A 26,780-nucleotide genomic window follows, 5' to 3' on the forward strand; every position below is an offset into this window, starting at 1 on the left:
CCTTAGGAGAAAACATTAAAACGCTCTTAAAGTAAAATCTGTAACGTAGTCACAGAGCCGGTTTCAGGATTTACGCTCTTGAAGCTCATTCAAAAATATTAAACTTCTCTTGAGTAATAATCTGTAACGTATTCATAGAGCGGGTTTTGCATTTTATTTTTTATGTTTATCTAGCTGATTTTACGATTTTTCTAATTGTTGATAACTAGATTCTGATTACTAATAGCTTGCCTGTTAGTTGCTATCGGCTATTGTCATGCCGTGAAATATTAAGAAATGTTACAATCTTTTGATTAATTCTACTCTACGGCACAAGCAAGGGCAGGAAGTTAAGCTGATTTTAGTTGAGTTCAGGTTTTTTCAAATTGATTAAAGTAAAACAGCTATCTGCTCGATCTGGACTCAGTAGAGACTTTTGGAAGTGCGCCAGGCTGGGGTCAGCACCCAAGGGAATTAAACCCCAACTAATCGAAGGCTTCCACTATTATCGGATTAGTTTGCGCACAGTTTTATACGAAGAAGATCGCTGTTTGGAGTGGCTGAAAATTCGCAATAATCCTAAGGCTCTGCAACAGCACCTTGCCCAAGCCTTGCAACCGTAAAAACGAGAAAACCCCGAAGGAGATCGGGGTTAAATTGTTGATAATAACTTGGTGACATTATGGCATATTTTGACGATGAGCAACTTGATTTTGAACCAGGTCTCTACGAGGCGATTTTTGAAGGTTTCTCAAAACCTTTAGAACTACCAAAAAAACAACCAGAACTGGTCACGATTAACCGAGAGGATTATATCAGAGAAATCAAAGCCTACGAGCGGAAAATAAATCAAATCAGGCGCGATCAGGAATCGATTCCTGATTGCTTGGCGTATCGAGAGCGATTAGAAGTGATTGCAGCGATCGCTGACCCGATTGATCGAAGTTTTGCCACTATCGAGTTAGCAAAACTCCTAAGAGTATCACCCAGTTTGCTGGAGCGAGATTTAAGCAAGTTAGAATCTAAAAACAGAGCAACAGACACATCCGAAGTAATCACCTGGGCTGAACTTTATAATCGCGAACAGGAGGATTTAGACTGGCTCGTTCACGGGCTGTTACCTGTTGGAGAAACGGTTATTTTGATTGCCGAACCCAAGTGTGGCAAAACCCTTTTTGCTGTTGATTTGACCCATGCAATTATTGAGGGCCATGATTTTTTGAGTCACAAAACCAAACAGGGGAAAGTCCTATTTATCTCGGTTGATGAGTCGTTGCGATCGACCGAGTACAAGCTCAGGAATAGAAACTTTTCGCCGAGTGAAAACCTAGGAATTTTGTCAAAATTTAACCTAGAAAACCTCGATTCCCTTGAGAAGGAATTAATCGATTTCCAACCTGATTTGGTTGTCCTGGATTCCCTCAGAGCGGCGGCTAGGGGTTCAACTATTAGCGAAAATTCTGCCGAGTTTGCAGATAAAATCTATGACCTAAAAATGCTTTTCACTAACCACAAAGCCGCTGGCATCATCATCCACCATTCCACCAAATCTAAGGAACAGGAAGGGGTCAGCAAAGTTCGGGGTAACAGCGCGATCGCTGGTGCAGCTTGGGGGGTTTGGCAGCTTCAAAACGACAAATCCTGGGACAATTCAATTACGTCAATTAAGGAATTTTCGTATCAGTTAAGGGATGCTGAATCAGGAAACTTTTCTATCAAATTGAATCCCGATGATTTTGCATGGCAAAAAATTGAAGATCACTGCGATCGAGCCGACAACAACCTATTGAATCAGGTAATTGATTTTTTAACTAAGGAAAAACCAAAAGCATTCGAGCGGGAGGAGATCGCAAACGCGCTACAGGTGAACGATCGCAGCTTAAAGTTTGTGTTAGCTAAGGGGTTAAAAACAGGGCAAATTAGCAAACGGAAAAGTGAGACAAATTTACGGAAAGCTGTTTATTTCATTGGAGAATAAAAATGTTAGATTTTAGTGGCAAAACGATCGCCGAGCGGCGGGAAATGGTACAGGCTCACCGGAAAAAATCGATTCAAGAAGCATTGATGCTACCCTTGGATGAATCGATTTATGAGCAGGTTGAGATTTGCCGTCTGGCGATCGCTGGGGGAGGTTTGCTTACTCGCAAAGCCTTTCTAAAACTGGTTCACTTCTATGGCATTGAATTGATTAACGAGATTGAGTCAGGACTGATACAGGGTGACATCAATCTAATTCGCCAAAATATCACCGCGATTGAATAGCGGCGATCGCTCGTTTTGTGTTCCCTACTCTCAATGAAACAAAGGTATAATTTACTTATCTAAAGGAGATTTTTCCTGTGGAATTAACAAGCGAAACACGGTTAGAACGCCAACTTAAAAGCAAGCTGAAAAACCTGCTTTTGAAAGACCATTTTCGGGAAATGGGGGGAGACCCAGATTCCTTTCAGGATTGGAGTCGAGCAGTCGATAAACACTTTGAAATTGACGGAGTTGGCGATTTAACAACCACCAGCGGCAAGCCGATTAACGCAGCGATCGCTGAATTGCGGCAAACTTCAAACCTAATTGATTCACCGTTTCAAAAGCAACAAAAACAGTCTGGTGGTGAACTGGCGGCTGACGGTGTGACTTACTACCATCATTCTCAACTGAATGAAATCATCAAAGCTGACCCGTATGGCGCGCCACAGAAAATCCGTGAAGGCAAAATCAAATTTAGGAGCTAAAAATCATGGCTGGAAAAGGTAAACCAGGAAATCGCAGCAAACTAAGCGCTGGAATGGTTGATAAACTCGTTGACATCATCGGTCAGGGACATTTTCAAGCGACAGCAGCTAAAGTCGTAGGGATTCACAAGGCTACGCTATCCGAATGGTTACGAGTTGGCCGTGAACAGGGAACGGGTCTACAAGGCGAATTGTACTCACGATTAAAAGATGCTGAAGCACAAGCCGAACAGGCTGCACTTTCTGTCATTTTGAGTGATGACGATTGGAAATCTAAAGCATGGTTTTTAGAACGCCGATTCCCCCAACGTTGGTGTCTACAATCTCGAATTGAAAACGAGGCAGAGAGGCAGCTTAAGGATATGCTGAGTCTCATTCTGAACAATGTAACCATTGAGGCAAAAACAGAGATTGTGCAGATTTTGACGGGTACTAACCTGTTAACTTGTACCAAGGATACTGACGCAATGATCGAAGGTGCTTTCGGTTAGAATTAGGTAGAGGATACTTTTCCGTGCTTTCTTTTGCCCCCCTAGTTCCTAACCGCTTGGGGGGATTTTTTTTGCATTAAAAACGCCCCAAGGGAGGGGCGCGGTGCAGTCTATAACAATTCCTTTGTAGAGAAACCAGTTCGGACGGATCCGTCCGAACTAGAAAAGCAATCGGCTTTGTGCCTCCATTGTTGTTGGCTTGGATGCACCGATTGAAACCTACAACCCATCCGACCCGATTGCCTATGTCTTGAGTGAAAACCTATATCGGCGGCACTTAAGCGCAGGACAGAAGGCGGTTTTAGCACTGGAGGTTGAAAGGCTCTATTCCCAGGAGGCAAAGCAAAAACAGATTGAGGCGGGCGGTGATCGGAAATCAGAGGAATACAAAAAATCGCTTACGACGGATCCGTCGGAACCGATTATTGATCGTCATGAGCGCGAGTCAACAACGCGAGCAGCCAAGGCGGTTGGCGTTGGTTCTACTGCCGTTAAGCGAGCTAAGTTCTTGCAGCAAAATGCACCGGAAATATTGGACAAGGTGAAACAGGGCGAAATTGCGGTAGACCGTGCTTACAACACCACCAAGGCGCGATTGGCTCAAATGCCTAAGCCAGAACCGATTGAACCGACCAATGAGATTCTGCAACTACCAGGCGCGATGGATCCATTACGATTAAAGCAACGCCAATGGAGGGTTAAGCCGTGAGTGAGCCGATAACAGCCAGCGAAGCTAGGCAGATTCTTGACGGCATTCAGTCCATGCAGGGCGACATCAGAGCCATGCAGTCTGATATTCAGGCTTTGACCCTAGAGGTCAGAACCAACCAGGCAACCACTAATGAAAAGTTCAACACGGTACAGGCTGAAATCAATGCTGTGCGTACTGAGCTTAAGGGTGAAATCAAGGCTGTAGACGATAAACTGAGTGCCAAAATTCAGGCTATAGACGATAAGGTGACTGACTTGAGCGATCGCCAAAAGGTAGTGGATTCCCGCCTATGGGCATTCATTGTGGGACTGGTGACGCTGGTAGGCGGTGGCGTGATTAAGGTTTTCTGGTTTAGCCGTGCTTAAGCAGCAAAAATATTAACAACAGTTATGGATAATTTTCTGCTTATTGAGAATAACGAATATTATTTAACGGCAGTGTAATACTGGCTTTCTCTAGGGGGGAAACATTAAACCCTTCTTAAAGTAAAATCTGTAACGTAGGCTATGAGAGCGTTTTAGGTTAGTAAAATCATGGAAAACTGAAAAACATTAAAACGCTCTTAAATAAAAATCTGTAATGTAGTCACAGAGCCGATTTTAGGTTTTCACTTTAAGTCAAAAATGAGCATTTTAGTAAAAGCATTAAAACGCTATAAAATAATATAATCCATTGTCATAGTAGATTTGCGATCGCTCTAGGGTGAATGTTGCATGATTACATTTTGCTGGCAATGGGGAATAGTGAATAACACCCTTCAGATTGACCGTTAAGGGCATTGAATCATGGTGTGGGTAGGGAAATATCCTAATTGGTGTTCCCATGGCTTAGAAGGCATTTATCGGCGTGTTGCCTATTGACCCTGGGCGATCGCAATCCATTGGGTTCACGGCAACGCTAATGGAGTATGGGGCATCCCTGGTAGACATGGGGCATCCGTAGGGTATTGTGGTGGCCGGTGGGCTATGGGGCATGAGCCGGCGATCGCTATGGCATGGACAATGGGACGGCCCGTCAGTCATGTTTTTTACCATGGTGGGACTACTGGCAAAGGTGACGATATTTGACCGCGTATTTATCTATGGATACCATTGGATATTTTTAGGGTTTTTTAGTGATTGGGGTAGACATGGGGTAAAAGCACTATACCCATTTCTGAAACTCCCTCATAGCAAGAGATACAGACACCGTGACCTACTCACTTGTAATCAGTAGGCCAGGAGTTCGAGTCTCCTCACCAGCTTTTAAGCCCAAAATTTCGCAGTTTACCTGTGCCGTGGCCAGAGGATACCCCCTAACCGCTGAGCTTGTCCCTCTCTAAATCAGATTTCATTGGCAAAATCTACCAGCCAAGGGCGTGTAAATATTGGTTGATATAACTGCGGGCTTCTTCGCCCAGATGGGGAAGGGGGGATATGTTAGAGTTTTAATCAATCGGGATGACAGGATTTGAACCTGCGACCCTCTGCTCCCAAAGCAGATGCGCTACCAAGCTGCGCCACATCCCGATACTAGACTTAGTGTACCCCATTCTTTAATGTTGATGTTTTTTGGGGGCCAACTTAAATAATCCATTCCTCAATATAATTTCTGAAAAAATTGTGAAAAATAATTTATGAAAATTTTGATCACTGGTGCGACTGGGTTTGTGGGACAGCGTTTAGTCCCGACCTTGGCTGATCAGAATCATCAGTTGGTACTTTTAGTCCGTGACCCCGATCGCCATCAACAGTTGTTCCAGGATTTAGCCCATAAAACTACGATTGAATGGGTTCAGTATGGGCCCAAGGAGTCAGGGGATTGGCAAAATGCTGTTTCCGGTTGTGATGCGGTTATTCACCTTGCCGGGGAACCCTTAGCGGCGGGACGATGGACATCGGAACGAAAGGCGGAAATTTTAGCCAGTCGCAGTATTGGCACTGAAAAATTGGTGGAGGCGATCGCCCAGGCAAATCCCCGTCCTCAGGTTCTGATTAGTACCTCAGCCATTGGTTACTATGGCACCAGTGAAACCGAAACCTTTCAGGAAGAGAGTGGCCCGGGGCAGGATTTTTTAGGGAAGGTTTGTCAGGCCTGGGAAGGGGCAGCCCAACCCGTCACGGATTTGGGTGTGCGTCTGGTGATTCTCCGCTTTGGCATTGTCCTAGGTTTAGGGGGGGCGATCGGGCAAATGTTACCCGCCTTCAAGCTCTATGCCGGTGGCCCCATTGGTTCTGGGCGACAATGGTTCTCTTGGATCCATCAAGATGATCTTGTGGCACTGATTTGTTATGCTCTGGAGCATCCCGATTTTATCGGGGTTTATAATGCCACCGCTCCCAACCCCGTTTCCATGGGGACATTCTGCCAAACCTTAGCCGAAGTCTTGGACCGTCCCTCCTGGTTGCCCGTCCCGGATTTTATTTTGACCTTGCTTTTAGGGGAAGCTGCCCAGGTGGTTTTGCAAGGGCAACGGGTTTTACCCCAACGTACATTGGCTAGTGGATTTGAATTTCAGTACCCCACCGTCAAGACTGCCCTAGAGGATATTTTATAAATCCCATAGTTAATTTAATTTTGCTGTCCCAGAGGGGCGATCGCCAGTTCCGTATTCACATAGGCACGGGTTGCGTCCACCGTTGGATTAATAAAGACCTGGGTGACGGGGGCGTATTCCACCAATTCACCGAGGCGATGTTGGCCCTCCTGCCGCACATTCATAAACCCGACCATATCGGCCAATCGGGCTGCCCGTTGTAGGTTATGGGTCACCATGACGATCGTGTAATGTTGGCGCAGGCGATCGATCAATTCCTCAACCCGCAGCGTAGAGACGGGATCCAGGGCTGAGCAGGGTTCATCCATTAAAATCACTTCCGGTTGCAGGGCTAGGGTGCGGGCTAAACAAAGACGCTGCTGTTGCCCTCCAGATAAATTTAGGGCACTTTGTTTTAGCTTATTTTTTACCTCATCCCATAGGCCAACCTGGGTTAAGGACTGTTCAATGCAACCATCAATATCCCCTTGGTAGCCATTGGCCCGCAGTCCGAGGGCAATATTTTCATAGATTGATTTCGGAAAGGGATTGGGCCGCTGAAAGACCATACCCACCCGACGACGCACTTCAATGGATGGCATGGTTAAAATATCCTGGCCAAATAACTTGATGTTACCCACCACCCGTGTGCCCCGAATCAGATCGTTGAGTCGGTTGAAACAACGTAGGAGTGTACTTTTGCCGCAGCCGGAGGGGCCAATAAGGGCCGTGACCTGTTGGGGAAAAATGTCTAAACTGACATCCACCAGCACCTGCTCAGGGCCGTAGAACACTGATAGATTCTGAACTTCTAGGCTAGGGGATGGGGCAGACATAAATAAACGTCCTAAGTTAACTGTTTTTGGTTATAGCGACTACGAATGGCCATGGCGATCGCACTCATTACTAGGAGCAGGAGCATTGTCACCACAATGGCCGCCGCCGCATTAATGCGAAAACCGGCTTGGGGTCGGGATACCCAGTCGAAAATTTGCACCGATAAGGTGGTAAATCGACTATGAAGGGCGGCCAAGGATAGGGGCGGTGCGGGTACTACACTGGCGGCCCCTACGGCCACCAAGGCTGCGGTTTCCCCTGCGGCTAGGGTGAGGGCTAAGAGGGAGCCGGTAATGATCCCAGGGATAGCGGCGGGTAAAACCACTGTGGACACCACCTGCCAGCGCGTTAGTCCCATGGCAAAGGCCCCTTGGCGCAAACTATCGGGCAAATTTCGTAAAGCATTGCGGGTGGCAATAATCGAAAAGGGTAACACCAACACCGATAGGGTTAGGGCCCCGGATAAAATGGTACGACCGCCAGTTAGGGGTTCCCACAGCCGCACATATAGTTCCAAACCCAACAAGCCAAAAATAATCGAGGGTACCGCCGCCAAATTGGCAATAATGATTTCAACAATTTGAAAACGGCGACTATCGGGCAAATATTCTTCCATGTATAAGGCGGAACCAATGCCAATGGGGAGGGAAATCAAGGCCGTTAGGCCCAACAGCCAAAATGTGCCCCCTAGGGCGGCAAAGATGCCAGCGTTGGCGGGGGTGCGTGAGGAGCTTTGGGTAAAAAAGTCGAGGCTGGTTAACCGAGGCAAGCCAGACCAAAATGTGACCAGGAATAACGAGGCCAGAAGTAGTAACCCCAGAAGTACGCCAATGGCGGTCAGGAAGCCAAAGAGTTGATTGAAGCGAATCCGGCCTTGGAACTGGGCGAGAAATTTACTGCGATCGGGCAGCAAAATGGTCGCACCCTTTAATCCATCCCCTTTGGCAAGAGTCAGATTCGCTACCACGCCTTGGGCCATGGATTGACGATAGCGACGCATCAGGTAGTAACTGAGCAGGTTTAGGCACAGGGTGAGAAAAAAGAGGACGGCCCCCACCGTGAAAATGGTCTGAAACACCAGGGAACCCGCCTGCACATTCCCTAAACTGACCTGAATAATGTAGGCGGTCATGGTTTCGATCGCCTCTAGGGGGTTCAATGTCATCCGGGGAATTTGGCCGGCGGAGATCGCCGCAATCATTGTTTCACCCATGGCACGGGAGGCGGCTAGGGCTAGGGCCGCGAAAATACCCGGCAGAGCCGTGGGAAGCATAATTTTCAAAATGACTTCATGGCGGGTCAACCCTAGGGCAAAACCCCCTTCCCGCACTGCTGCTGGAATATCCCGTAGGGCATCCTCACTCATGGAGGCAATAATCGGCGCAATCATCACCCCGGTAATAATCCCGGCACTGAGGGCATTAAAGACAGAGATCGTCGGAAAAATAAGCTTCAGAAGAGGCGTAATAAACAACAAGGCAAAGTAGCCTAGAACCACCGTTGGAATCCCCGGCAAGGCATCTAAGGCTGGCTTCACCAGGGCCCTCACCTTTGCAGGTGCGTATTCTCCCAGATAGATCGCCACTGCTATTCCCAGGGGCGCGGCCACCACCATGGCAATCAACGTCACCAAAAATGTGCCATTCAGCAGCACAATCATGCCAAATTGGGGGTCGGCAAATAGAGGTGTCCATTGGCGATCGCTCAGAAGCCGCCAGGGATGAACCTCCTGGAAAAGATCAAAGGTTTCTTGGCACAGAATAATCACGATCGCCCCGGCAATCAAAATCGGGATCGTGGCGATTGTCGCCAAACCTATATCTGCAACCCGCTCCTGCCATACCAAAGATTGCATGGAACGCTGCCATTGGCTGACCCCTTGACGACTCAGTTCAGAATCCATGGCGCATAGCTCAACTGCTCTCGAAACGACATCCCCTCGCCCATCATTGCAGAGGAGATGAACCCATTGGGTAAACGATTCGTAAACAAATGCTTAAGGCCAAGGGAAGAGTAAAGCGTCAAGCCTTAATGACCTTAACGATTCGTCAATGTGTCCCGACTGAGAACCTGATTGAGTTGATTTACATTCAGCTGATCCACAATGAAAAACTTAAAGGCGTCCTCCTCAGAGGATAGGTTGTTAGCAAAGGTTTGACTTAAAAAGGGCCGAAACTCCGGTTGATTGGCCGCAAAGGCCTTGAAGAACGCTGAACTTAGCCCCTTAATCCCCACCTGCGCCAGTTCTGGATTGGGACCAATGAGATCCTGAGGAACAGGCAACACGCCATCAGAGCTTACTCCAATGGTTGAGAAATGGGTTCCGGGCTGGATAACCGAGAGAAATTTCGGTGATGAATGTTGCAACCAGGTAAAGGGACGGATTTGTTCCTCTAGGGGCGGTGCAAAAATATCATTACTGCCAGCCACAAGCATAGTTGGTACACGGATTTCCGCAAACCCACTTTCACCGAATAATGTACTTGCCACCGGATTAACCGCAATCACCGCCTTCACCCGCGGATCCGCCACACTTGTCTTGGGCGGTTGGGCCGCAATAATTCGGCATTGTAACGGCAGGGAGATATTAAAGGAAAAACTATCTTCCGCAATCCGTTTGCATTCCTGGGGAATACTGGGCCAATTGACCACAGCACCGGCGGCGGCCAACACGGTGTAGCCCCCCATAGACTGGCCAAAAAGTGCCACCTGATTGGTATTAATGTTCCAGGTGGGATTGGCGGGGGCTTGGGCCGCAATGGTATCAATCACATATTTGAGGTCAAGGGGGCGTTGAACCCAGTCTTCCGGTAAAGCTTGATAGTCCAAGGGCGCACCGGAAAGAAAGTGACCAATTTGATTGGCATCTGAACCGGGGTGGGTCACCGCTGCCACCGCAAAACCCTGGGATGCTAAATGCTCGGCAAGGTAGGCAAAACTGAGGCGATCGGAGGCTAAGCCATGGGAAATGACAATTAAGGGGGCCGGAGCCGTCAACCCCTCTGGCACGTAGACATCCGCCGGAATCGGCTGGGTTCCTCGCTGGGGGTTCACAAAGGAGATGGTTTGTTTGTTCCAGGTATAGTTCCCTGCCTGTTGGGGCATGGGTAAATTGGGTAGGGTAATGGTGGGCTGAACGGTGGCCACCCGCTCCACAAATTTAACGGCTTCAACCTCATTTTGAATGGCTCGGAAGAGGGCTCCTACGGCCTGTAGACCAAACTGGCCGTCAATTTGAATGGACTTATCGGGAAATCCCCGGAGAACTGTTAAAACCGTAATGCCATCGGGACTAGCTGCGGCAACTTCCATGGCCGTCGCCAGTGCTTTTGCGCCATTTTCACCGTCACCGGTTTTGAAAACCCGACCAAGACGCTCAAATAACACCCGTCCAATGGGGGAATTGATGACTTGGGTAATGGTTGTTGGCTCTATGTCTATGGCTGCATTTAGGTTTTGCTGTATCTCTCCGGTTTGGTCTGTAGGTATAAGTCGCAGCAAAAAGTTGAGTTCTGGACTGGCAACCCCGGTTCTAGCATAGGTTTCTAAGTCACTGGTACGAATGCTAAAGGTGCCAAAGGGAGGATAGGATAACTCGATTTGCTCGGCGGGCAGGACAGGAGTCGCCCAAAAACTAGCCGCTAAGCCCAGGGCCGATAACCAGCGAAGGCCCCGAGGTGAACGCATCCTCTGCAATCCAACCATATTAAGTTTCACCAAAAACATATTGTTTGATCTTTCCAAGCATATCATTCCTACCCTTGACACAAAAGGGATAAAAAAGGTTGCCTAGATGCCCCTCGGTGTTTGTTTTTCTGGAATAACTGGGAGACGGAGTAGGGGGGGTATTGGGTTTTGCCCAGACTCCTGTGGCAGCTTGAATGGAGATTTAATTGGCTTCTGGAGAGTACTCGTTGGAATCCACTAAGGGAAGGCGATCGCCCCGGAAAATTTCCCGACTCTCTTGGCTTAGTTTCAAACCAATTTTGGTTAAACAGTCCAGCCCAATAAGTCCCACTAAAAAAGGAGCCGTAGCTAAGCTAACAATGATTTGAGTTCCCAGATCAGGGGATTGTTGATTTGCCATGATTTAATTATTAATTACATTAAAATTACATGAATTAGAAAGATATTAAAAAGACATTAATTAGGCGGGGGGGTATCCGGTGTACCATCATCGGTGAGCAATAACTCCCGGGATTTTTTCAACTGCTTCCACAGAGATTTAATTTGATCATAGGCTTCCTGGGGAGGCATTTTTCCGCTGGTTTCTAGGGCGCAAATGTAACCAATCCGCTGGGCAAATTCCTGGAGATTGGCATTAAAGGCTAAGTTTTGGGGACTGAAGTCACCGTGATAGCGACTGGTGGGATATAGAAAATTGTCTTTTGCATGCTGGTCTTTGTCAGGATTGGCATCGGATGGATTCACCACGGCGTTTCTATGCTCCTTCGGAGTTTTTTGAGCATTTGGAGTCCTGTGATCATTGTGGCATATTCGTTCCCTTTGGTTCTTGGGGAACTTGATCTATTCCAGATCAGTCTGGAACTCCTAGGCGTATCACCCGAATACTAAACCCACTGGGAACCCTAAAAATCTAGGATCAGTAAAATGATTCAATGATTTGCCTACCTCCTGCCAGTGGCTTAAATTGAAGCCTTCTCCCAAGGAGAGGGTTTGGGTGGCTAGGGTATCCTAAAGTTAAACTGATTTGTGATGCCCTGACGATGTAGACGATAAAATGCGAGTCTTAACTATGAAACGTCAACGTTGGTTAACATTGCTGGCGGTTATTACCCTTGTGGTGACTGTCACCCTTCACCCTGTTGCGGCTCAGGCCCAAAACCTATGGCAGCGGTTACTGATTCAGGGGGTGCAGATGATCCAATTGTCAAATATTGGGCCTCAACAGGAAGTTGCCATTGGTCAGCAGATCAATCAACAGATGCTACGCCAAGGAATGCGACTTTATACCGATCCGAGAGTTCAGGGCTATGTTAATCAAATTGGTCAGCGTTTGATTTCCGTGGGCGATCGCCGGAATATTCCCTATACGTTTCAGGTGATTAGCGATCGCCAAGTCAATGCCTACGCCACCATGGGCGGATTTGTCTATGTCACCACGGGACTGATCGCCACAGCGGACAATGAAGCAGAGTTAGCCAGCGTGATTGCCCACGAAATTGGCCACATTGAACAACGCCATGTCATTCGCCAAATGCAACGGATGGCAGTGGCCCAAGGATTGATGACCGCCGCTGGACTGGATCGCGATCGCGGCGTACAGATGGCCACCGAGTTAGCGTTTCGTCGCCCCCGTAGTCGCGAGGCTGAGTATGAAGCCGATCGCCATGGTTTAGTTTTACTTTCCCGTGGTAACTATGCCACCAGTGCCATGCCTGCCTTTTTACGAAAATTGGGCCGCCAAGGTTCTCCCCCCACGATTTTGAGTACCCACCCGGCCCCCAACGATCGCATTGTGGCGGCGGAAACCATGATCCGCTCCGGAGTGAATAATCTTTGTACGGAGCAGCCCGCAGACCCCCAGTGTGGAACAGACCCGCAAGCTTATCGACAAACCCTGGGCCTCAATCGATCCTAGACTAGAGAAATAGACTGCTAGGAGATTCATGGAACATCACTTTTGGTCAACGGTTCTAGACCTGTGCGGCAAAACCACCACCGTTGTGGGATCCCACCTGATGGGGGAAGCTGGACAATCCTTCACCGAACAAAAGTCCGATGGTAGTTTAGTCACGGTTGCGGATCGCTGGGCCGATCAAGAATTACGGCGGGGGATTGCCGCTATTTTTCCTGACCATGGTTTACTCAGTGAAGAAGGGGCCCATCACTTTCCAGAAACGGATTGGTGCTGGATTATTGATCCCATTGATGGAACGACTAATTTTAGCCATGGCTTACCCATCTGGTGTATTGCCCTCGGATTGCTCTATCGGGGAATGCCTGTCTTTGGCTATGTGGCTGTTCCTCCCCTACATCAAGTGTTCCATGGGTTTTATCAGGCCCCCGGCCATGGCGATGGAGCTTACTTAAATCAGCAGCCCATTCAATGTCAGCCCGGAGTCCCTAGTCACCAAGCATTTTTTAGTCTCTGCGCCCGCAGTATTAGTCTCCTAAAACGCCCCTTTCCCTGCAAAATTCGGATGCTGGGTTCCGCCAGTTATAACTTCCTCACCGTGGCAGCGGGCTATACCCTGGGAGCCGTAGAGCGGACACCGATGATTTGGGATATTGCTCCTGCTTGGCCCATTGTCCATGGGGCCGGGGCCCATTGGGCGAGTTTGGAGTCTTTGGATAAATTAGATCCTTTAAGCGTAAAGAATGTACCAGATATTTTTCCCTTAAAATTTGGAGAATCCTACGGCGATCGCTCGTACCATACCCTTGTCAGTGCCAGTTCGGAATTGGCCGCTATTTTTCTACCCTACATTAGGGACTCAGTAACTCAGTGAATACGCCATGATTCATCAACTGTCCCAGGGCCATCTGCAAACTCTTAATGGATGTCCCCGTAAGTTTCAATACCTTTACCTGGATCACTACACCCTACCCAGCTTGCCCCAGCAACTTAACCGCCAACGCCTAGGCACAGACTTTCATCGCCTCATGCACCAAGAATCTCTGGGTCTAGATATTGCCCCTCTCATTGCCGCCGATGGGGATATGGAGCGTTGGTATCAAACCTTTCAGACGAGTCCACCGCCAATGATTTCTGGACGGGCCGAAAGTGAACATTGCCGCAGTGTTGCCCTAGGAGCCTTTACCTTGGTGGGGATATACGATCGCGTAATTTTTGGGCCGACCCAAGCCCAGATTATTGACTGGAAAACCTATGCCCGGCCCCCGGAAAAAAAGCATCTCAGCCAACATTGGCAAACACGGCTCTATCCGTTTCTTTTGGCGGCCACCAGTGATTACACCCCCGAAAATATTTGTATGACCTATTGGTTTGCTGAAGGCTCAGAACCTCCGCAGTATTTTTCCTTTGCCTATGGGGTAGAGATTCATCGCCAGATCTGCGATCGCCTAGAAGCGCAGTTAAGTCGCCTGCAAACCTGGCTGGATCGCTATGAACAGAACCCTGGGGATCATCCCCTTCCCCAAATTCCCCAAGAGATGGGTCGCTGCTCCTATTGCCCCTTTGTTCACCGCTGTGAACGATTTAACCCTGAGGCAGAATCCCAAAAGCTGGATGTTGCCGGACTCCTGGGAGCGATCGCCTCCATTCCCGAACTACCGATATAAACCCTCTGGGGTCGTCCTAAAACGGGATCGTCCTAAAAATGTGAGGATTGGCGAGAAATCTTTTCCGAGAAACTCCATGTCTGATTCCCCAGCGACCTGCCCCACCGGCCAGTCCACCCATGTTGTTAACAAGAGTTGCGGGACGACACGGATAGTCGATATCGTCCCGCGATCTCGCTAGCGCCAGCGCACCTGAGATTCAGGAATCCAGGCCTTGAGTCCGTTGGAGGGCAGAACGTAGTACCAGATTTGACCGTCAGCACCACGCTGGCTATTGAGAATCAGGATGTGTTGTCCGGGATTGAGTGTATACTCCTGATTGGCATTGGGCGACGGACTGCCATAACCGTAGATGAATTCCTGACCGCCATTGACCACGTACCCGGCATGTCCCGTAGACGTAGTAGGTGCTATGGGATCAGCCAGTGCCAGGGGGCCGGCTCCTAAAGTAATTGCGCTGGCCACTATGGCAGCATATACGAACTTGATCATCAGACTTGCTCCTCACACTATTAAGGGAAAGTATATATCTGCACAAGGACGAGTGTAGTGTTTAATCAACTCGTTCTCCAGTGAGTCGAGAAATATACCACTTGAAGATTTTAACCCCTTGCAGTGCGGCAAATCCAGCCTTCGTTTGCGATACTCACTAAAAATTGCTCAAATTAATGCATCCTTATCTATTTGGCACTACCAACCCTCCATGCTCACCAGTCTTCAAAATCCCCTGGTTAAAGACCTACGGAAACTACACCAAGCCAAGCATCGCCATCGTCAACGTCAATTCTTACTAGAAGGCACTCACCTAATCCAAGAGGCCCTTGCCACCAACTATCCCCTAGAGATCATCTGCTGCACTCCCCAATGGCAACAGAAGTATTCCCAACAACTGTGGAAAGAACTAGAGGAACGAGTTAATCGCCTGGAAATCGTCAGTGAAGCGGTTCTAGGGGCGATCGCCACCACCGTATCCCCCGATGGCATTATTGGGGTAGCCCCAAGTCCTGAGTCAGCTCCCCTAGACCTAACCTCCCTGGGCTTAGCCCTGATTGGTTTGCAGGATCCGGGGAATATGGGGACAATTATTCGCACCGCCACCGCCACCCAAGTGGAAGGACTACTGGGGGATGATCAATGTGTGGATTTTGAACATCCCAAGGTTTTACGGGCCAGTGCGGGGCAATGGTTCCGATTACCCATGCAGCGCAGTGACCATCTGAAAGCCGAGTTGGAGGGATACCAAAAAAAAGGCTGGCAACTTATTGCCACCAGTCCCCACAGTTATGACCCCTACTGGGACGCTAATTTTCTGCTACCTACAATTATTTTAATGGGCAGTGAAGGCCAGGGACTACCAGCGGATATTTTTGCGCTGGCGAATCAAACCGTCAGCATTCCCCAAGCCACCGCCGTTGAGTCCCTCAATGTGGCGATCGCCACTGCCCTACTCCTCTACGAAGTTCGTCGCCAACGCTGGCAACGGCCCTAAACCACCAGGAAGTTCAAGGCAGCCACCACTAGGACCAAGGCAACCCAAGCACCGGAACCCAGGAAAATTAATTGCTTGGAGCGATCCCAGTCCTGGGGAGATGCATAGGCAACGGGCACACCCACAACCATGGCAAAGGAGAGAAGGACAAGAGCAGCAAGGGCTAACTGGAACAAAATGGACATTGTTATGAACTCCAAAATCTTATCAGCGGTGGAATAATTGCGGTCAGTCTACCCTGTGCCCCAGGGCGGACTCATGGAGTTAATTTTATCATCCCTAGCCAAACCCAAACGTTTATAATGGCTCCAGCAGGTATTTTGAGGTTGGATCCATGAATCCCCCCATTCCCGCCATTACCTTGCCCCTTTGTCCCGATTGGCAGGCGGAAGCTGACTGGTTAGAAAAAGCCCTCAGGGAGTGGCTCGATCAGGAGTATCTCCCGGAAGCAGTGAATGCTGACATTGCCCGACGGACTGCAAAAATTTATCTGCGGCAGCGTCTTGAAGGAGAACACGATCTGGGTGGATTAATTCTTGCCCTCGTGACGGAACTCCAGCAGTTTGATTTTTCTAAGAGTTTTTATGGTGAGTTTGCCGTTGCCAATGCCGTGAGTGATCTATTGATGCAGCGATTGGGAATGGATCCCTGTTGTAGCGGCTAATAGTAGCGTTGCGGCGGCAGAATGGTTGGGGAAACATTGCTGGCGATCGCCTCGAATTTTGAATTAATCGAGATGCCCTTATGAGTTGACACGGTATACAGTGGATTTTCTCATCTGATACTTTGTGTATACTGTGAGCATTACTTAGATAAGGATTATGGCGAATATAAAAAACCTGAAACACTTCCCACGATCTGATGAGACGGTAGAACCCTTGGCAGAAAAACCAACGCAAGTTAGGTTGCCTGTGAGTATTGAGCAGGCTATTAGGCGACTGGAAAACCGTAAGTCTCCCTGGCTTCGACGTGTCATCACCGAAGCTGCACAGCGTGAACTCATGGGCAATACTCCCCAGTCTGGGCTGGAATCCGACAAGGAGACTGGTGATCCTGTTGCAGTTACTCCGAAACGGCGGGGGCGCAAACCCAAGGGAGATAATCATGAGTGACGTTATGACAGCCAGTGAAGCCAAGCAAATCATGGACTTACTGCAATCCATGGACAAGAAGCTAGATGTTCACATTGTTAAAACGGAGGAGCAATTTAAGGCTCTCAATGACAAGGTGGATGCGGTTAGGACTGAGCTTAAGACCGAAATCAAAGCAGTTAACGAGAAGGTCGATGCTGTTAGGGCTGAGCTTAAGACCGAAATCAAAACAGTTAACGAGAAGGTCGATGCTGTTAGGACTGAGCTTAAGACCGAAATCAAAGCAGTTAACGAGAAGGTCGATGCTTTACGCTCTGAACTGCGAGATGATATTACCGAACTGCGTAGCCAACAGAAAACGACTGATGCAAGGTTATGGGGTTTCATTGTGGCCCTGGTAACGCTAGTCGGTGGTAGCGTGATTAAGGTTCTCTGGTTTGACCGTGCCTAAAAAAATACCCAGACCTGCAAGCCTGGGTGGATTCAATTTAATTCTCAAGGTAATTTTCCCATGTCTGAATGAGATTTCAAAACTTCACAACAAAATAAAAGCTGGCACTTTAATGTCCATACCGGCTCTGGAGCCGGCAGATGCAACGCCATTGACAGGGAGGTTAAACCCAGCGGTATCTTAAAAAGCCTATGCCCATCTTTTCCAAGTGACCATCATCTGGGGGTATATCACGATCGCGCTTCGGAAGAAACCTCGTTATATCAATGGTTTGATGGATCTAATGGTATGGCCCTACTCTCCATTTACTCAACAGCTTCTTTTGCTAATTAAGTACCTGGGTTCAATTAACCTAAACATGCTGACAGGGAAAAAGGCGATAATCTCCTTACCTGGAGGCTACACTGCGATTCCCTTGTCTTACAAGTAATTGCGCCTACCTACTTAATATTCTAAAAAAATAACCTATTGCAAGTGAGTAGAGTGTTAGGACATTTTGCCTCTGAGAAGCCTGTGAACCAAGGGACTCCCATTTGGAAGTGTCCTAATCACATCTTCATCTGCAATAAGTGGGGATAACCGAATGCCCCTACGGGAGAGATCACTGCTGTTCCAAGGGGAAGGAATGATTTCCCATCGCGATAAAATTGATCTCAGACAAACGTGTGCCTAGCGCATCTGCATTTATTGGAATTAACGGACAGGACATTACCATGCTGGAACAGGGAACCATTTCGATCCATACTGAGAATATTTTTCCGATCATCAAAAAATGGCTCTACTCCGATCATGAAATCTTTATACGGGAACTCGTTTCTAATGCTGTGGATGCCATCCAAAAGCTACGAATGGTTGCCCGATCGGGGGATTACGCTGGGGATGTGGATCAGCCAGAAATCACTATATCCTTAGATAAAGAAAATAAAAAGCTGGCGATCTCCGACACAGGCATTGGCATGACTGCCGAGGAAGTGAAAAAATACATTACCCAGGTGGCCTTTTCTAGTGCCGAAGAGTTCGTCCAAAAATATAAAGGGGAAGGAGACCAGGACATCATTGGCCATTTTGGCCTAGGATTCTATTCCTCCTTTATGGTGGCTCAGCGGGTGGAAATTGATACCCTCTCCTACCAAGCCGGGGCAACCCCAGTCCATTGGAACTGCGATGGTTCCACCGAATTTACAATGAGCGACGGCGATCGCAGCACAGTCGGCACAACTGTAACCCTGACCCTGCAAGCTGAAGAAGAGAGCTATCTAGAGCCGGAACGGATTAAGCAACTTATTCGCACCTACTGTGATTTCTTACCCGTGCCAATCAAGCTGGATGGGGAGCAGATTAATAAACAGATTGCCCCCTGGAAAACCAGTCCCAGCAGCCTTAGTAAGGAAGAGTACCTGGAATTTTATCGCTACCTCTATCCCTTCCAGGATGAACCCCTCCTCTGGGTACATTTGAATACGGATTATCCCTTTGTCGTCAATGGTATTCTTTACTTTCCCAAGCTGCGACCGGATATTGATGTGAGCAAGAGTCAAATTAAACTCTTTTGTAATCAAGTCTTTGTCAGCGATAACTGCGAAGAGGTGATTCCTCGCTTCCTGTTACCCCTGCGGGGAGTGATCGACAGTAGCGATATTCCCCTGAATGTCTCCCGTAGTTTTCTCCAGAACGATCGCACCGTCCGGAAAATTGCCGACTACATTGCCAAAAAAGTGGGCGATCGCCTCAAGGAACTCTACCGCGAAGACCCAGCGGCCTACGTCAATTCCTGGAAAGACTTGGGCACGTTCGTCAAATTTGGCTCCCTCAACGACGAAAAATTCAAAAAACAAGTTGAAGATATTGTCATCTACCGGACAACGGCCCAGTTGGAGGCCCCCGGAGAAGGGGATGATGCCTGGCAAAGCGCGGGGGGCATGACCATAGATGGCCAGGCCTATACCACCCTCAAGGATTATCTGGAGCGGAATAAGGATAGCCATGCCAATCGGGTTTACTACTGCACCGATGAAGTGAATCAAGCGACCTATGTGCAATTGCTTAAGGGCCAAGGAATTGAAGTCCTGTTTATGGATAGCTTCATTGATACCCATTTTGTACCCTGGTTAGAGCAAACCTACAGTGAGGTGAAATTCCTCCGGGTCGATGCAGAACTGGATGAAACCCTGATTGATAAGGACAAATCGGCGGAAATTGTAGATCCCGGCAGTAATCAAACCCGCAGCGAACAGATTAAGGCCCTATTTGAAAAGGTACTAAAGAAACCCAACCTCACAATTCGCACCGAACCTCTGAAAGGGGATACCCCAGAGGCAGCTCCTCCGGCGATGATTTTGTTACCGGAATCCAGCCGACGGATGCAGGAGATGATGGCCATGATGCAGCAACAACTCTCGGTGCAACTGCCAGAGGATCATACGTTATTGGTAAACACTGCCCATCCCCTCGTCCAAAACCTTTTGAGTCTGAGCCAGGGCAGTATTGTTCAAACCGGTGGCCCATCCCCTGCGGCGGATTTGGCCGATCGCCTCTGTCACTATATCTATGACCTGGCATTGATGTCCCAACGGGGTTTTGATGCCAATGGAATGCAGGAATTCAGTGAGCGTGCCAGTCAGGTCTTAACCCAGTTAACGACAATGGCCATGCGTTAGGGGGCCATGCGCTAGGGGCTGTAACCTGAGATCGAGTAAGCTTGTTGAAACTGAGACAGAACCCATGATCACCACTGGATTGATTATTGCTGCGGCCTTCACCTTTTTAGCCTGGGGATTTTATCGGGCCCTCCCCTTTGGCAAACTAGGGGTGGTGGCCTGGCTACAAACCGTGGTTTTAATGGTGCCCTGGTTGCTCCTCTACGGCTTAATTGGTCTAGGTGTGGGCATTAATTTGGCGGGAATTCTGTTCATTTTGGTGACGGCAATTGCGATTTATATTGGTCTGGGGCGTTGGTTGCGATCGCTGGCGGAAACAACGGGGGCAACCCTACCTCACCAGCGATCGGGGCGATCCCATTTGTCGGATATTCCAGTCTCTTCCTCAGACCATTCCACCCTAGACCCAGACCTAGAAACAGAGTCATCCACGCCGGAAGGGACTGTCTCTGAGGGGGCCTTACTGACGATGCCCAGTGAGGATCTCAATAAAGTGAAGGGCATCTTTGGCATTGATACCTTTTTTGCCACGGAGTTTATTCCCTACAAGCGGGGGGTAATTTGTAGGGGGAATTTACGGGGAGAGGCGGCGGCGGTTCATCGCCATCTCAGTGAGCGGTTGCAGGAGGTATTACCGGATCAGTATCGCCTATTTATTGTGCCCAATTCCGACAGTAAACCGGTGATGATTGTCCTACCCCAGACAACGGAGCCGATTTCCACCACCCTAAGCCAGAACGTCTTAGCAGGGATTCTCTTTCTAGCTACCTGCGCCACTTGTTTGGAAACCAGTTCTATTTTGCAAGGCTTTAGTTTTCTCAGTGCCCCTGGGGACTTTCAACGCGCTCTGCCCATTGGTATTGGTATTTTAATCATTTTAGTCTGCCATGATCTGGGACATCGCTGGATGGCTGCCCGCTATAAGGCTCAGTTGAGTCCACCCTTTTTTATTCCCGCTTGGCAGTTGGGGGCCTTTGGCTCCATTGTTCGCATTGAATCCTTTCTGAAGACCCGTCAGGAATTATTTGACATTGCGATCGCCGGCCCTGCCTTTTCCGGTATCTTATCTCTACTGGCCCTAGTGATTGGATTTTTTGCCCCTACGGGCCCCAGCACCAGTTTTCAAGTCCCCAGTCTCTTTTTCCAAGGGTCAATTCTAGTGGGCAGCCTCGCCCGTGTCTTCCTGGGAGATCAACTTCAGGCAGATTTTGTGATGATTAATCCCCTGGTGATTATTGGTTGGTTGGGTTTGATTATTACGGCGATCAATTTAATGCCGGCGGGCCAGTTGGATGGGGGACGAATTGTTCAGTCCATCTATGGCGTAAAAGTGGCGGGTCGCTGTACCTGGATTACTCTTATTGTTTTGGGTCTGGTGGCGATCGCCAATCCCCTGGCCCTCTATTGGGCCCTGATTATTATTTTCTTGCAACGAGACCTAGAACGCCCCAGTTTGGATGAAGTCAGCGAACCCGATGATCTACGGGCAGCCCTGGGACTATTAGCCTTATTTTTAATGGCTGCCACCCTCATTCCCCTAGCTCCGGGGTTGGCGGGTCAGTTGGGCATTGGCGGTTAGGGAGACCAGAAATGATCAGTAATTCCCAGGCCCTTTTACAGCTCCTAGAATCCGTTGCCGGAGGGGACATTTCCGTTGACCTTGCCCTCGAAAAACTAAAGCATTTTGGCTATGAACCCGTTGGCGACTTTGCCCGGATTGATCACCACCGTACTTTACGCACGGGCTTTCCTGAGGTCATTTGGGGCCCAGGGAAAACCGCCGAACAAATTGCCGAAATTATCCAGCGGATGCAACCCCACCACGATTGCGTCATGGCCACCCGCATTTCCCCAGAGGTCTTTGGGCAACTGCGATCGCCCCTGCCAAACCTATATTATTTCCCCCAAGCTCGAATTTGTAGTACCTGTGATCTGCCTGAAACCCCGACGCAAGTAGGTCAGATTGGCCTTTTAGCAGCGGGGACAGCGGATCTACCCATTGCCGAGGAAGCAGCTATTACCGCGCAACTTTCAGGGTTTGCCGTCAAACGATTCTTTGATGTGGGCGTAGCCGGTATTCATCGCCTCCTGAGCATTCAAACCGATCTGGCAGAAATGGCGGTGTTGATTGTCGTGGCGGGCATGGAAGGGGCCCTACCCAGTGTGGTGGCAGGCTTAGTGGAAGCTCCGGTGATTGCTGTTCCCACCAGTATTGGCTATGGGGCTAATTTAGGGGGGCTGGCGGCCCTGCTGACAATGTTGAATTCCTGTGCCCCAGGCATTGGGGTCGTAAATATTGATAATGGTTTTGGGGCCGCCATGTTAGCTGCCAAAATGGTGCGATCGCAGCAAAAAATTATCGGGAATGATTAAACAGAGTCGGAGTGAGTAAGCCCCTAGTCATTAACAAGTCAGTGACGTTATCCACTTAAATATTGATACGATAGGAACCGCTGGACTCGCAGGGATAGTCTGTGGAATCTCGATACGAACCTCAAGCCATCGAAGAAAAATGGCAATTAAACTGGGCCCAGCAGGATATAGATCGCACACCTACGGACGCGGCAAAACCCAAGTTTTATGCCCTGTCCATGTTTCCCTATCCTTCGGGGAATCTGCACATGGGCCATGTTCGTAACTATACGATTACGGATGTCATTGCCCGATCGCGGCGGATGCAAGGCTACCGCGTGCTACACCCCATGGGTTGGGATGCCTTTGGTTTGCCCGCAGAAAATGCGGCCATCGATCGCGGTATTCACCCAGCAGCCTGGACCCATGAAAATATGGCCCAAATGCGCCGGGAACTTCAGCGGTTAGGGCTATCCTACGACTGGACAAAGGAGGTGGCCACCTGTAGCCCAGACTATTACCGATGGACCCAGTGGATTTTCCTAGAATTTCTCAGGGCCGGGTTAGCTTATCAAAAGGAAGCGGCGGTGAACTGGGATCCCATTGACCAAACTGTTTTAGCCAATGAACAGGTGGATAGTGCCGGCCGATCCTGGAGATCGGGGGCCATGGTCGAGCGGAAACTCCTGAAACAATGGTTTTTGAAAATTACGGACTACGCAGAACAACTTTTAGCGGATTTAGATCAATTAAAGGGTTGGCCCGAACGGGTGAAATTAATGCAGGCCAATTGGATTGGCAAATCCGTGGGGGCCTACCTGGAATTTCCCATTGTTGGTTCTGGGGAAAAAATTGCCGTCTTCACCACCCGCCCCGACACCGTTTATGGCGTGACCTATCTCGTCTTAGCCCCGGAGCATCCCCTTACCCCCCAAGTGACTACGGCCCGCCGCCGCAAAAAAGTGGCAGAGTTTATTGCTGAAATTAGCCAGGAAAGTGAACTGGAGCGCACCGCAGAGGATAAACCCAAGCGAGGGGTAGCGACGGGGGGTAAAGCCATCAACCCCTTCACGGGGGCAGAAATTCCCATTTGGATTGCCGATTATGTCCTCTATGAATACGGCACTGGTGCAGTGATGGGGGTACCTGCCCACGATAGTCGAGATTTTGCCTTTGCCAAGTCAAATAAATTAGCCATTAATACGGTGATTGTACCGGAGGGGGATAACCCAAATCAGAAGCTAAAGTCTGCCTACACGGAGCCAGGAATTTTGGTGAATTCCGGCAACTTTGATGGACAACCCTCCCAGGAGGCAAAACAAGCCATTATTGAGTACGCCCAAGACCAAGGGTGGGGAACGGCCCAGGCCCAGTATCGTCTCCGGGATTGGTTGATTTCGCGGCAACGCTATTGGGGGGTTCCAATTCCAGTGGTTCATTGTCCCAACTGTGGCATTGTGCCCGTGCCCGAAAAAGATTTGCCCGTTCTCCTGCCAGAAGATGTGAAATTTAGTGGACGGGGCCCCTCTCCCTTGGCCAAACTAGAAAACTGGGTGAATGTTCCCTGCCCCACCTGTGGCACACCCGCCAAACGGGAAACTGACACGATGGATACGTTTATTGACTCGTCCTGGTACTACCTACGCTACGCCGATGCCCAAAATCCAGAACGGGTGTTTGACTCCGCCAAGGTAAACGATTGGCTACCGGTGGATCAGTATGTGGGGGGCATTGAACACGCTATTTTGCACCTGTTATATTCCCGCTTTTTTACGAAGGTGCTGTGCGATCGCCAACTCATTAATTTCAGTGAACCCTTTCAACGCCTATTGACCCAAGGTATGGTGCAGGGCAAAACCTACAAAAATCTCCGTACCGGACAGTATGTTCCCAGCGATCGCATCGGTGATCTTCAGCAGCCCCTGGATCCAGAAACTGGCGATCCCCTGGAAATTGTTTACGAGAAAATGTCCAAGTCTAAATATAACGGCGTTGCCCCCAGGGATGTGGTGGATAAATATGGGGCCGATACGGCGCGAATGTTCATTTTATTTAAGGCTCCCCCAGAAAAAGACTTGGAATGGGATGATGCCGATGTGGAGGGACAGTTTCGTTTTTTGAATCGGGTCTGGCGGTTGGTGACTGAGTTTATCGCGAAGGGGGGGGCGATCTCCCCTAGGGAGGCACCCAAGGAACCCACGGCTCTCAGTAAACCCGAAAAAGATCTGCGCCGTGCCATTCACACCGCCATCAAAGACGTTACCGAAGACTTAGCGGAGGACTATCAACTCAATACGGCGGTAGCCGAACTCATGAAACTAAGTAATGCCCTAGGGGAGGCCAAATGTCTCACCTCACCCATTTATGCCGAAGGCATTGAAACCTTGGTGACGTTGTTAGCTCCCTTTGCACCCCACATTGCCGAAGACCTCTGGCATCAACTGGGAGGTAGCGGCTCCATTCACCACCATGCCTGGCCCCAGGCAGATTCCCAGGCCTTAGTGGCCGATGAACTGACGATTGTGATTCAAATTATGGGTAAAACCCGGGGCACCATACAGGTTCCTGCCACCGTTGATCGGTCTGCCCTAGAGGACTTAGCCAAGGAATCGGACATTGCCCAGCGATATATTCAGGGCAAAACCCTGAAAAAAGTGATTGTCGTCCCTGGTAAATTGGTGAATTTTGTGGTTATGGACTAATATTTTCAGCCAACTTTCACCCCTTCCATCTGTGGAGATGATAAAAAACTACACATAATTAGCTTAATAGACATGATATTTTGGCAAGTAAAGATGACGCACCAAAAATAATGACAAGAATTTACGCAACAGCCACCCTAAAACATCTTCTGCAACGGCGACGCTTAAACCCCATTATCGAACGCTGGAATTTGGAGCAACAGAAAACGGAGCAATGCTTCCAACTCCTACGGCAATTGGTAAACATTCCCCAAGGAATTGTAGTAGATGCAGAGGAATCCCCCTTAGTGAATCACCTCATAGAGAATTATCTAGTGCAAGCAGACGCTGTTTCTCCCAAAGACCTTGGCTTACCCTTTGTCTTTGTCGAGGCAATTAACTTTGAACTTACCTATGGCTGTAACTTAGCCTGCGCCCATTGTCTCCAAGATGCTTTGCGTCCACAGGGATTTCACTGGATTTCTCAAGAAGCGGTCATTCGTGCTCTTAAGGATGGACAGTGGCTCGGACTAACCACTCTGGGGGTAAACTTTACCGGTGGCGAAATTTTCATGCCAGGGAGTCCAGTGCTAGGGTTGCTGGCGGTGGCACGGGATTTAGGAATTCCAGCGCGGGCAAACACAAACGCTTGGTGGGGTGGCCGTACACAAATCACAATTGGCACCCATACCTTTGCAGATGATGAGGCGGTTGTAGAGGCACTCATTCAGCAACAGTTAGGTCGCTTGGCATTGAGTTTAGACAATCGGTATCAGCAATACCCCTCTCTACTAGATCGTGTCGTTCAGGTCGCAACGCTCTGCGAAGCTGCCCAGTTGTCCTACGAATTTGTTGCCACAGACCCCAGTCCTGAGGTAGTTTACCTTGCATGGGACAAACTCACCCAACGTATTGGTTGTCAGCCATGTTATTTAATGATGACTCCTATGGAAAAGGTGGATGTGGGTGCGCCCGCTCGTGATAACCAGGGAACCCTGAAGGCAAAGACGTTGGTAGAATTGGCAGTCAAATCTCCCTGTAAGACCTACGGATTTTATCGCCCTTACTTCTTACACGTTGCCCCCCATGGCGGGATTCGCAGTTGTATGCAAGCTCCCAATGGCAGTTGGCTTGGCAATATTATGCAGCAGCGATTACCGGAAATTTTGAATCGTGCGTCCCAAAGCCCTGTCTATCGCCTTTTCAAAGATGAAGGACTGGCAGCATTTTGCGATCGCTACCTTACGCCTTGGCAACATCTTTATAGAAATGTGACCCATGGGTGTACTGCTTCTGCCCTTTTGGCTCGCCTAGCTGAAGAAATTCATCGCCAAGAAGCTAGCCTTTGCCGTCCCCTTGCTACCAAAGAACTTGAGGCACTGCATCAACGGATCGGGAAAGAATACCACCTATTGCAGCCGACCACTTAGGGAAGATCGGTAAAACTAGGCCAACCTTAGTAGCAACGCGGGATAGAGTGTGATACCTTAATGGGGGTATATACAAAAGTTAACATTTCTCTCATTAACC

At 49.0% G+C, this 26,780-nt stretch carries 26 protein-coding genes and 1 tRNA gene; 18 read left to right on the top strand and 9 right to left on the bottom strand.

All coding sequences use genetic code 11. The annotated features are described in order from the left end of the window. Window positions 1–661 precede the first annotated feature (661 nt). From L3556_RS14415 to L3556_RS14440, 6 genes are all read left to right on the top strand, one after another. Window positions 662–1,957 carry an AAA family ATPase gene (locus L3556_RS14415; RefSeq protein ID WP_277868038.1) on the top strand — a complete coding sequence of 432 codons (1,296 nt, stop codon included), beginning with the start codon at window positions 662–664 and terminating at the stop codon, window positions 1,955–1,957. A 2-nt stretch (window positions 1,958–1,959) separates the two neighbouring features. Then, a complete protein-coding gene (locus tag L3556_RS14420; protein WP_277868039.1) occupies window positions 1,960–2,241 on the top strand; it encodes a hypothetical protein in 282 nt (93 codons plus the stop codon). Window positions 2,242–2,318: 77 nt separating this feature from the next. Then, window positions 2,319–2,708, top strand: coding sequence for a hypothetical protein (locus tag L3556_RS14425; protein ID WP_277868040.1), 390 nt, complete (start codon window positions 2,319–2,321; stop codon window positions 2,706–2,708). A 5-nt stretch (window positions 2,709–2,713) separates the two neighbouring features. After that, window positions 2,714–3,199, top strand: coding sequence for a hypothetical protein (locus tag L3556_RS14430; RefSeq protein ID WP_277868041.1), 486 nt, complete (start codon window positions 2,714–2,716; stop codon window positions 3,197–3,199). 199 nt (window positions 3,200–3,398) lie between these two features. After that, window positions 3,399–3,908, top strand: coding sequence for a hypothetical protein (locus tag L3556_RS14435; RefSeq protein ID WP_277868042.1), 510 nt, complete (start codon window positions 3,399–3,401; stop codon window positions 3,906–3,908). Beyond that, a complete protein-coding gene (locus tag L3556_RS14440; protein WP_277868043.1) occupies window positions 3,905–4,276 on the top strand; it encodes a hemagglutinin in 372 nt (123 codons plus the stop codon). Before L3556_RS14435 ends, L3556_RS14440 begins: the two co-directional genes overlap by 4 nt. A 462-nt stretch (window positions 4,277–4,738) precedes the next feature. On the opposite strand, the gene L3556_RS14445 is transcribed toward L3556_RS14440, so the two are convergent. Both L3556_RS14445 and L3556_RS14450 read right to left on the bottom strand, forming a co-directional pair. Beyond that, window positions 4,739–4,933 (bottom strand): hypothetical protein, encoded by a 195-nt coding sequence (locus L3556_RS14445; RefSeq protein WP_277868044.1) that lies wholly within the window; start codon window positions 4,931–4,933, stop codon window positions 4,739–4,741. 412 nt (window positions 4,934–5,345) lie between these two features. Continuing rightward, window positions 5,346–5,419 (bottom strand) — tRNA-Pro (locus tag L3556_RS14450). Between the two features lie 107 nt (window positions 5,420–5,526). On the opposite strand from L3556_RS14450, the gene thyD reads away from it, so the two are divergent. After that, window positions 5,527–6,447, top strand: coding sequence for a thylakoid membrane protein ThyD (gene thyD, locus L3556_RS14455; protein ID WP_277868045.1), 921 nt, complete (start codon window positions 5,527–5,529; stop codon window positions 6,445–6,447). Between the two features lie 14 nt (window positions 6,448–6,461). Here thyD and L3556_RS14460 read toward each other — a convergent pair whose 3' ends face one another. From L3556_RS14460 to L3556_RS14480, 5 genes are all read right to left on the bottom strand, one after another. Beyond that, window positions 6,462–7,262 carry a phosphate ABC transporter ATP-binding protein gene (locus tag L3556_RS14460; RefSeq protein ID WP_277868046.1) on the bottom strand — a complete coding sequence of 267 codons (801 nt, stop codon included), beginning with the start codon at window positions 7,260–7,262 and terminating at the stop codon, window positions 6,462–6,464. Window positions 7,263–7,273: 11 nt separating this feature from the next. Continuing rightward, entirely contained in the window at window positions 7,274–9,166 is a 1,893-nt protein-coding gene (gene pstC, locus L3556_RS14465) for a phosphate ABC transporter permease subunit PstC (RefSeq protein ID WP_277868047.1), read from the bottom strand. Between the two features lie 134 nt (window positions 9,167–9,300). Next, window positions 9,301–10,950, bottom strand: coding sequence for an alpha/beta hydrolase (locus L3556_RS14470; protein ID WP_277868048.1), 1,650 nt, complete (start codon window positions 10,948–10,950; stop codon window positions 9,301–9,303). A 202-nt stretch (window positions 10,951–11,152) separates the two neighbouring features. Next, complete coding sequence (locus L3556_RS14475) at window positions 11,153–11,350, bottom strand: hypothetical protein (protein WP_277868049.1); 198 nt, start codon at window positions 11,348–11,350, stop codon at window positions 11,153–11,155. A 56-nt stretch (window positions 11,351–11,406) separates the two neighbouring features. Further along, window positions 11,407–11,697: a DUF7219 family protein gene (locus L3556_RS14480; protein WP_277868050.1), complete on the bottom strand. Its 291-nt coding sequence runs from the start codon at window positions 11,695–11,697 to the stop codon at window positions 11,407–11,409. A 322-nt stretch (window positions 11,698–12,019) separates the two neighbouring features. Here L3556_RS14480 and L3556_RS14485 point away from each other — a divergent pair, with 322 nt between their 5' ends. The 3 genes from L3556_RS14485 to L3556_RS14495 are packed head-to-tail and all read left to right on the top strand — an operon-like array spanning window position 12,020 to window position 14,529. Further along, a complete protein-coding gene (locus L3556_RS14485) occupies window positions 12,020–12,865 on the top strand; it encodes a M48 family metallopeptidase (RefSeq protein WP_277868051.1) in 846 nt (281 codons plus the stop codon). A gap of 28 nt (window positions 12,866–12,893) precedes the next feature. Next, window positions 12,894–13,736: an inositol monophosphatase family protein gene (locus L3556_RS14490; protein ID WP_277868052.1), complete on the top strand. Its 843-nt coding sequence runs from the start codon at window positions 12,894–12,896 to the stop codon at window positions 13,734–13,736. A gap of 7 nt (window positions 13,737–13,743) precedes the next feature. Further along, entirely contained in the window at window positions 13,744–14,529 is a 786-nt protein-coding gene (locus L3556_RS14495; protein ID WP_277868053.1) for a PD-(D/E)XK nuclease family protein, read from the top strand. A gap of 177 nt (window positions 14,530–14,706) precedes the next feature. Here L3556_RS14495 and L3556_RS14500 read toward each other — a convergent pair whose 3' ends face one another. After that, window positions 14,707–15,021 carry a hypothetical protein gene (locus L3556_RS14500; protein WP_277868054.1) on the bottom strand — a complete coding sequence of 105 codons (315 nt, stop codon included), beginning with the start codon at window positions 15,019–15,021 and terminating at the stop codon, window positions 14,707–14,709. Window positions 15,022–15,232: 211 nt separating this feature from the next. Here L3556_RS14500 and L3556_RS14505 point away from each other — a divergent pair, with 211 nt between their 5' ends. Further along, window positions 15,233–16,018 (top strand): TrmH family RNA methyltransferase, encoded by a 786-nt coding sequence (locus tag L3556_RS14505; RefSeq protein WP_277868055.1) that lies wholly within the window; start codon window positions 15,233–15,235, stop codon window positions 16,016–16,018. Here the strand turns inward: L3556_RS14505 and psbZ are convergent. After that, window positions 16,015–16,203 carry a photosystem II reaction center protein PsbZ gene (gene psbZ / locus L3556_RS14510; protein WP_277868056.1) on the bottom strand — a complete coding sequence of 63 codons (189 nt, stop codon included), beginning with the start codon at window positions 16,201–16,203 and terminating at the stop codon, window positions 16,015–16,017. The two genes, L3556_RS14505 and psbZ, sit on opposite strands and share 4 nt — an antisense overlap. Window positions 16,204–16,352: 149 nt before the next feature. Between psbZ and L3556_RS14515 the strand changes: the two genes are divergently transcribed. The 7 genes from L3556_RS14515 to L3556_RS14545 all read left to right on the top strand — a co-directional run bounded on the left by L3556_RS14515 (window position 16,353) and on the right by L3556_RS14545 (window position 26,680). Continuing rightward, window positions 16,353–16,682, top strand: a complete 330-nt coding sequence (locus L3556_RS14515; RefSeq protein ID WP_277868057.1) for a hypothetical protein — start codon at window positions 16,353–16,355, stop codon at window positions 16,680–16,682. Window positions 16,683–17,122: 440 nt separating this feature from the next. After that, on the top strand, window positions 17,123–17,560 hold the full coding sequence (locus tag L3556_RS14520; RefSeq protein ID WP_277868058.1) for a coiled-coil domain-containing protein: 438 nt from the start codon (window positions 17,123–17,125) through the stop codon (window positions 17,558–17,560). 713 nt (window positions 17,561–18,273) lie between these two features. Then, window positions 18,274–20,217: a molecular chaperone HtpG gene (gene htpG, locus L3556_RS14525; RefSeq protein WP_479682455.1), complete on the top strand. Its 1,944-nt coding sequence runs from the start codon at window positions 18,274–18,276 to the stop codon at window positions 20,215–20,217. Between the two features lie 64 nt (window positions 20,218–20,281). Beyond that, a complete protein-coding gene (locus L3556_RS14530) occupies window positions 20,282–21,796 on the top strand; it encodes a site-2 protease family protein (protein WP_277868059.1) in 1,515 nt (504 codons plus the stop codon). A gap of 11 nt (window positions 21,797–21,807) precedes the next feature. Then, window positions 21,808–22,590, top strand: coding sequence for a nickel pincer cofactor biosynthesis protein LarB (larB, locus tag L3556_RS14535; RefSeq protein WP_277868060.1), 783 nt, complete (start codon window positions 21,808–21,810; stop codon window positions 22,588–22,590). A 101-nt stretch (window positions 22,591–22,691) separates the two neighbouring features. After that, a complete protein-coding gene (gene leuS / locus L3556_RS14540) occupies window positions 22,692–25,271 on the top strand; it encodes a leucine--tRNA ligase (RefSeq protein WP_277868061.1) in 2,580 nt (859 codons plus the stop codon). Window positions 25,272–25,381: 110 nt separating this feature from the next. Beyond that, entirely contained in the window at window positions 25,382–26,680 is a 1,299-nt protein-coding gene (locus L3556_RS14545) for a radical SAM/SPASM domain-containing protein (protein ID WP_277868062.1), read from the top strand. Window positions 26,681–26,780: the final 100 nt, after the last annotated feature.

Origin of the sequence: Candidatus Synechococcus calcipolaris G9 (assembly GCF_029582805.1) — a bacterium.
GTDB lineage: Bacteria > Cyanobacteriota > Cyanobacteriia > Thermosynechococcales > Thermosynechococcaceae > Synechococcus_F > Synechococcus_F calcipolaris.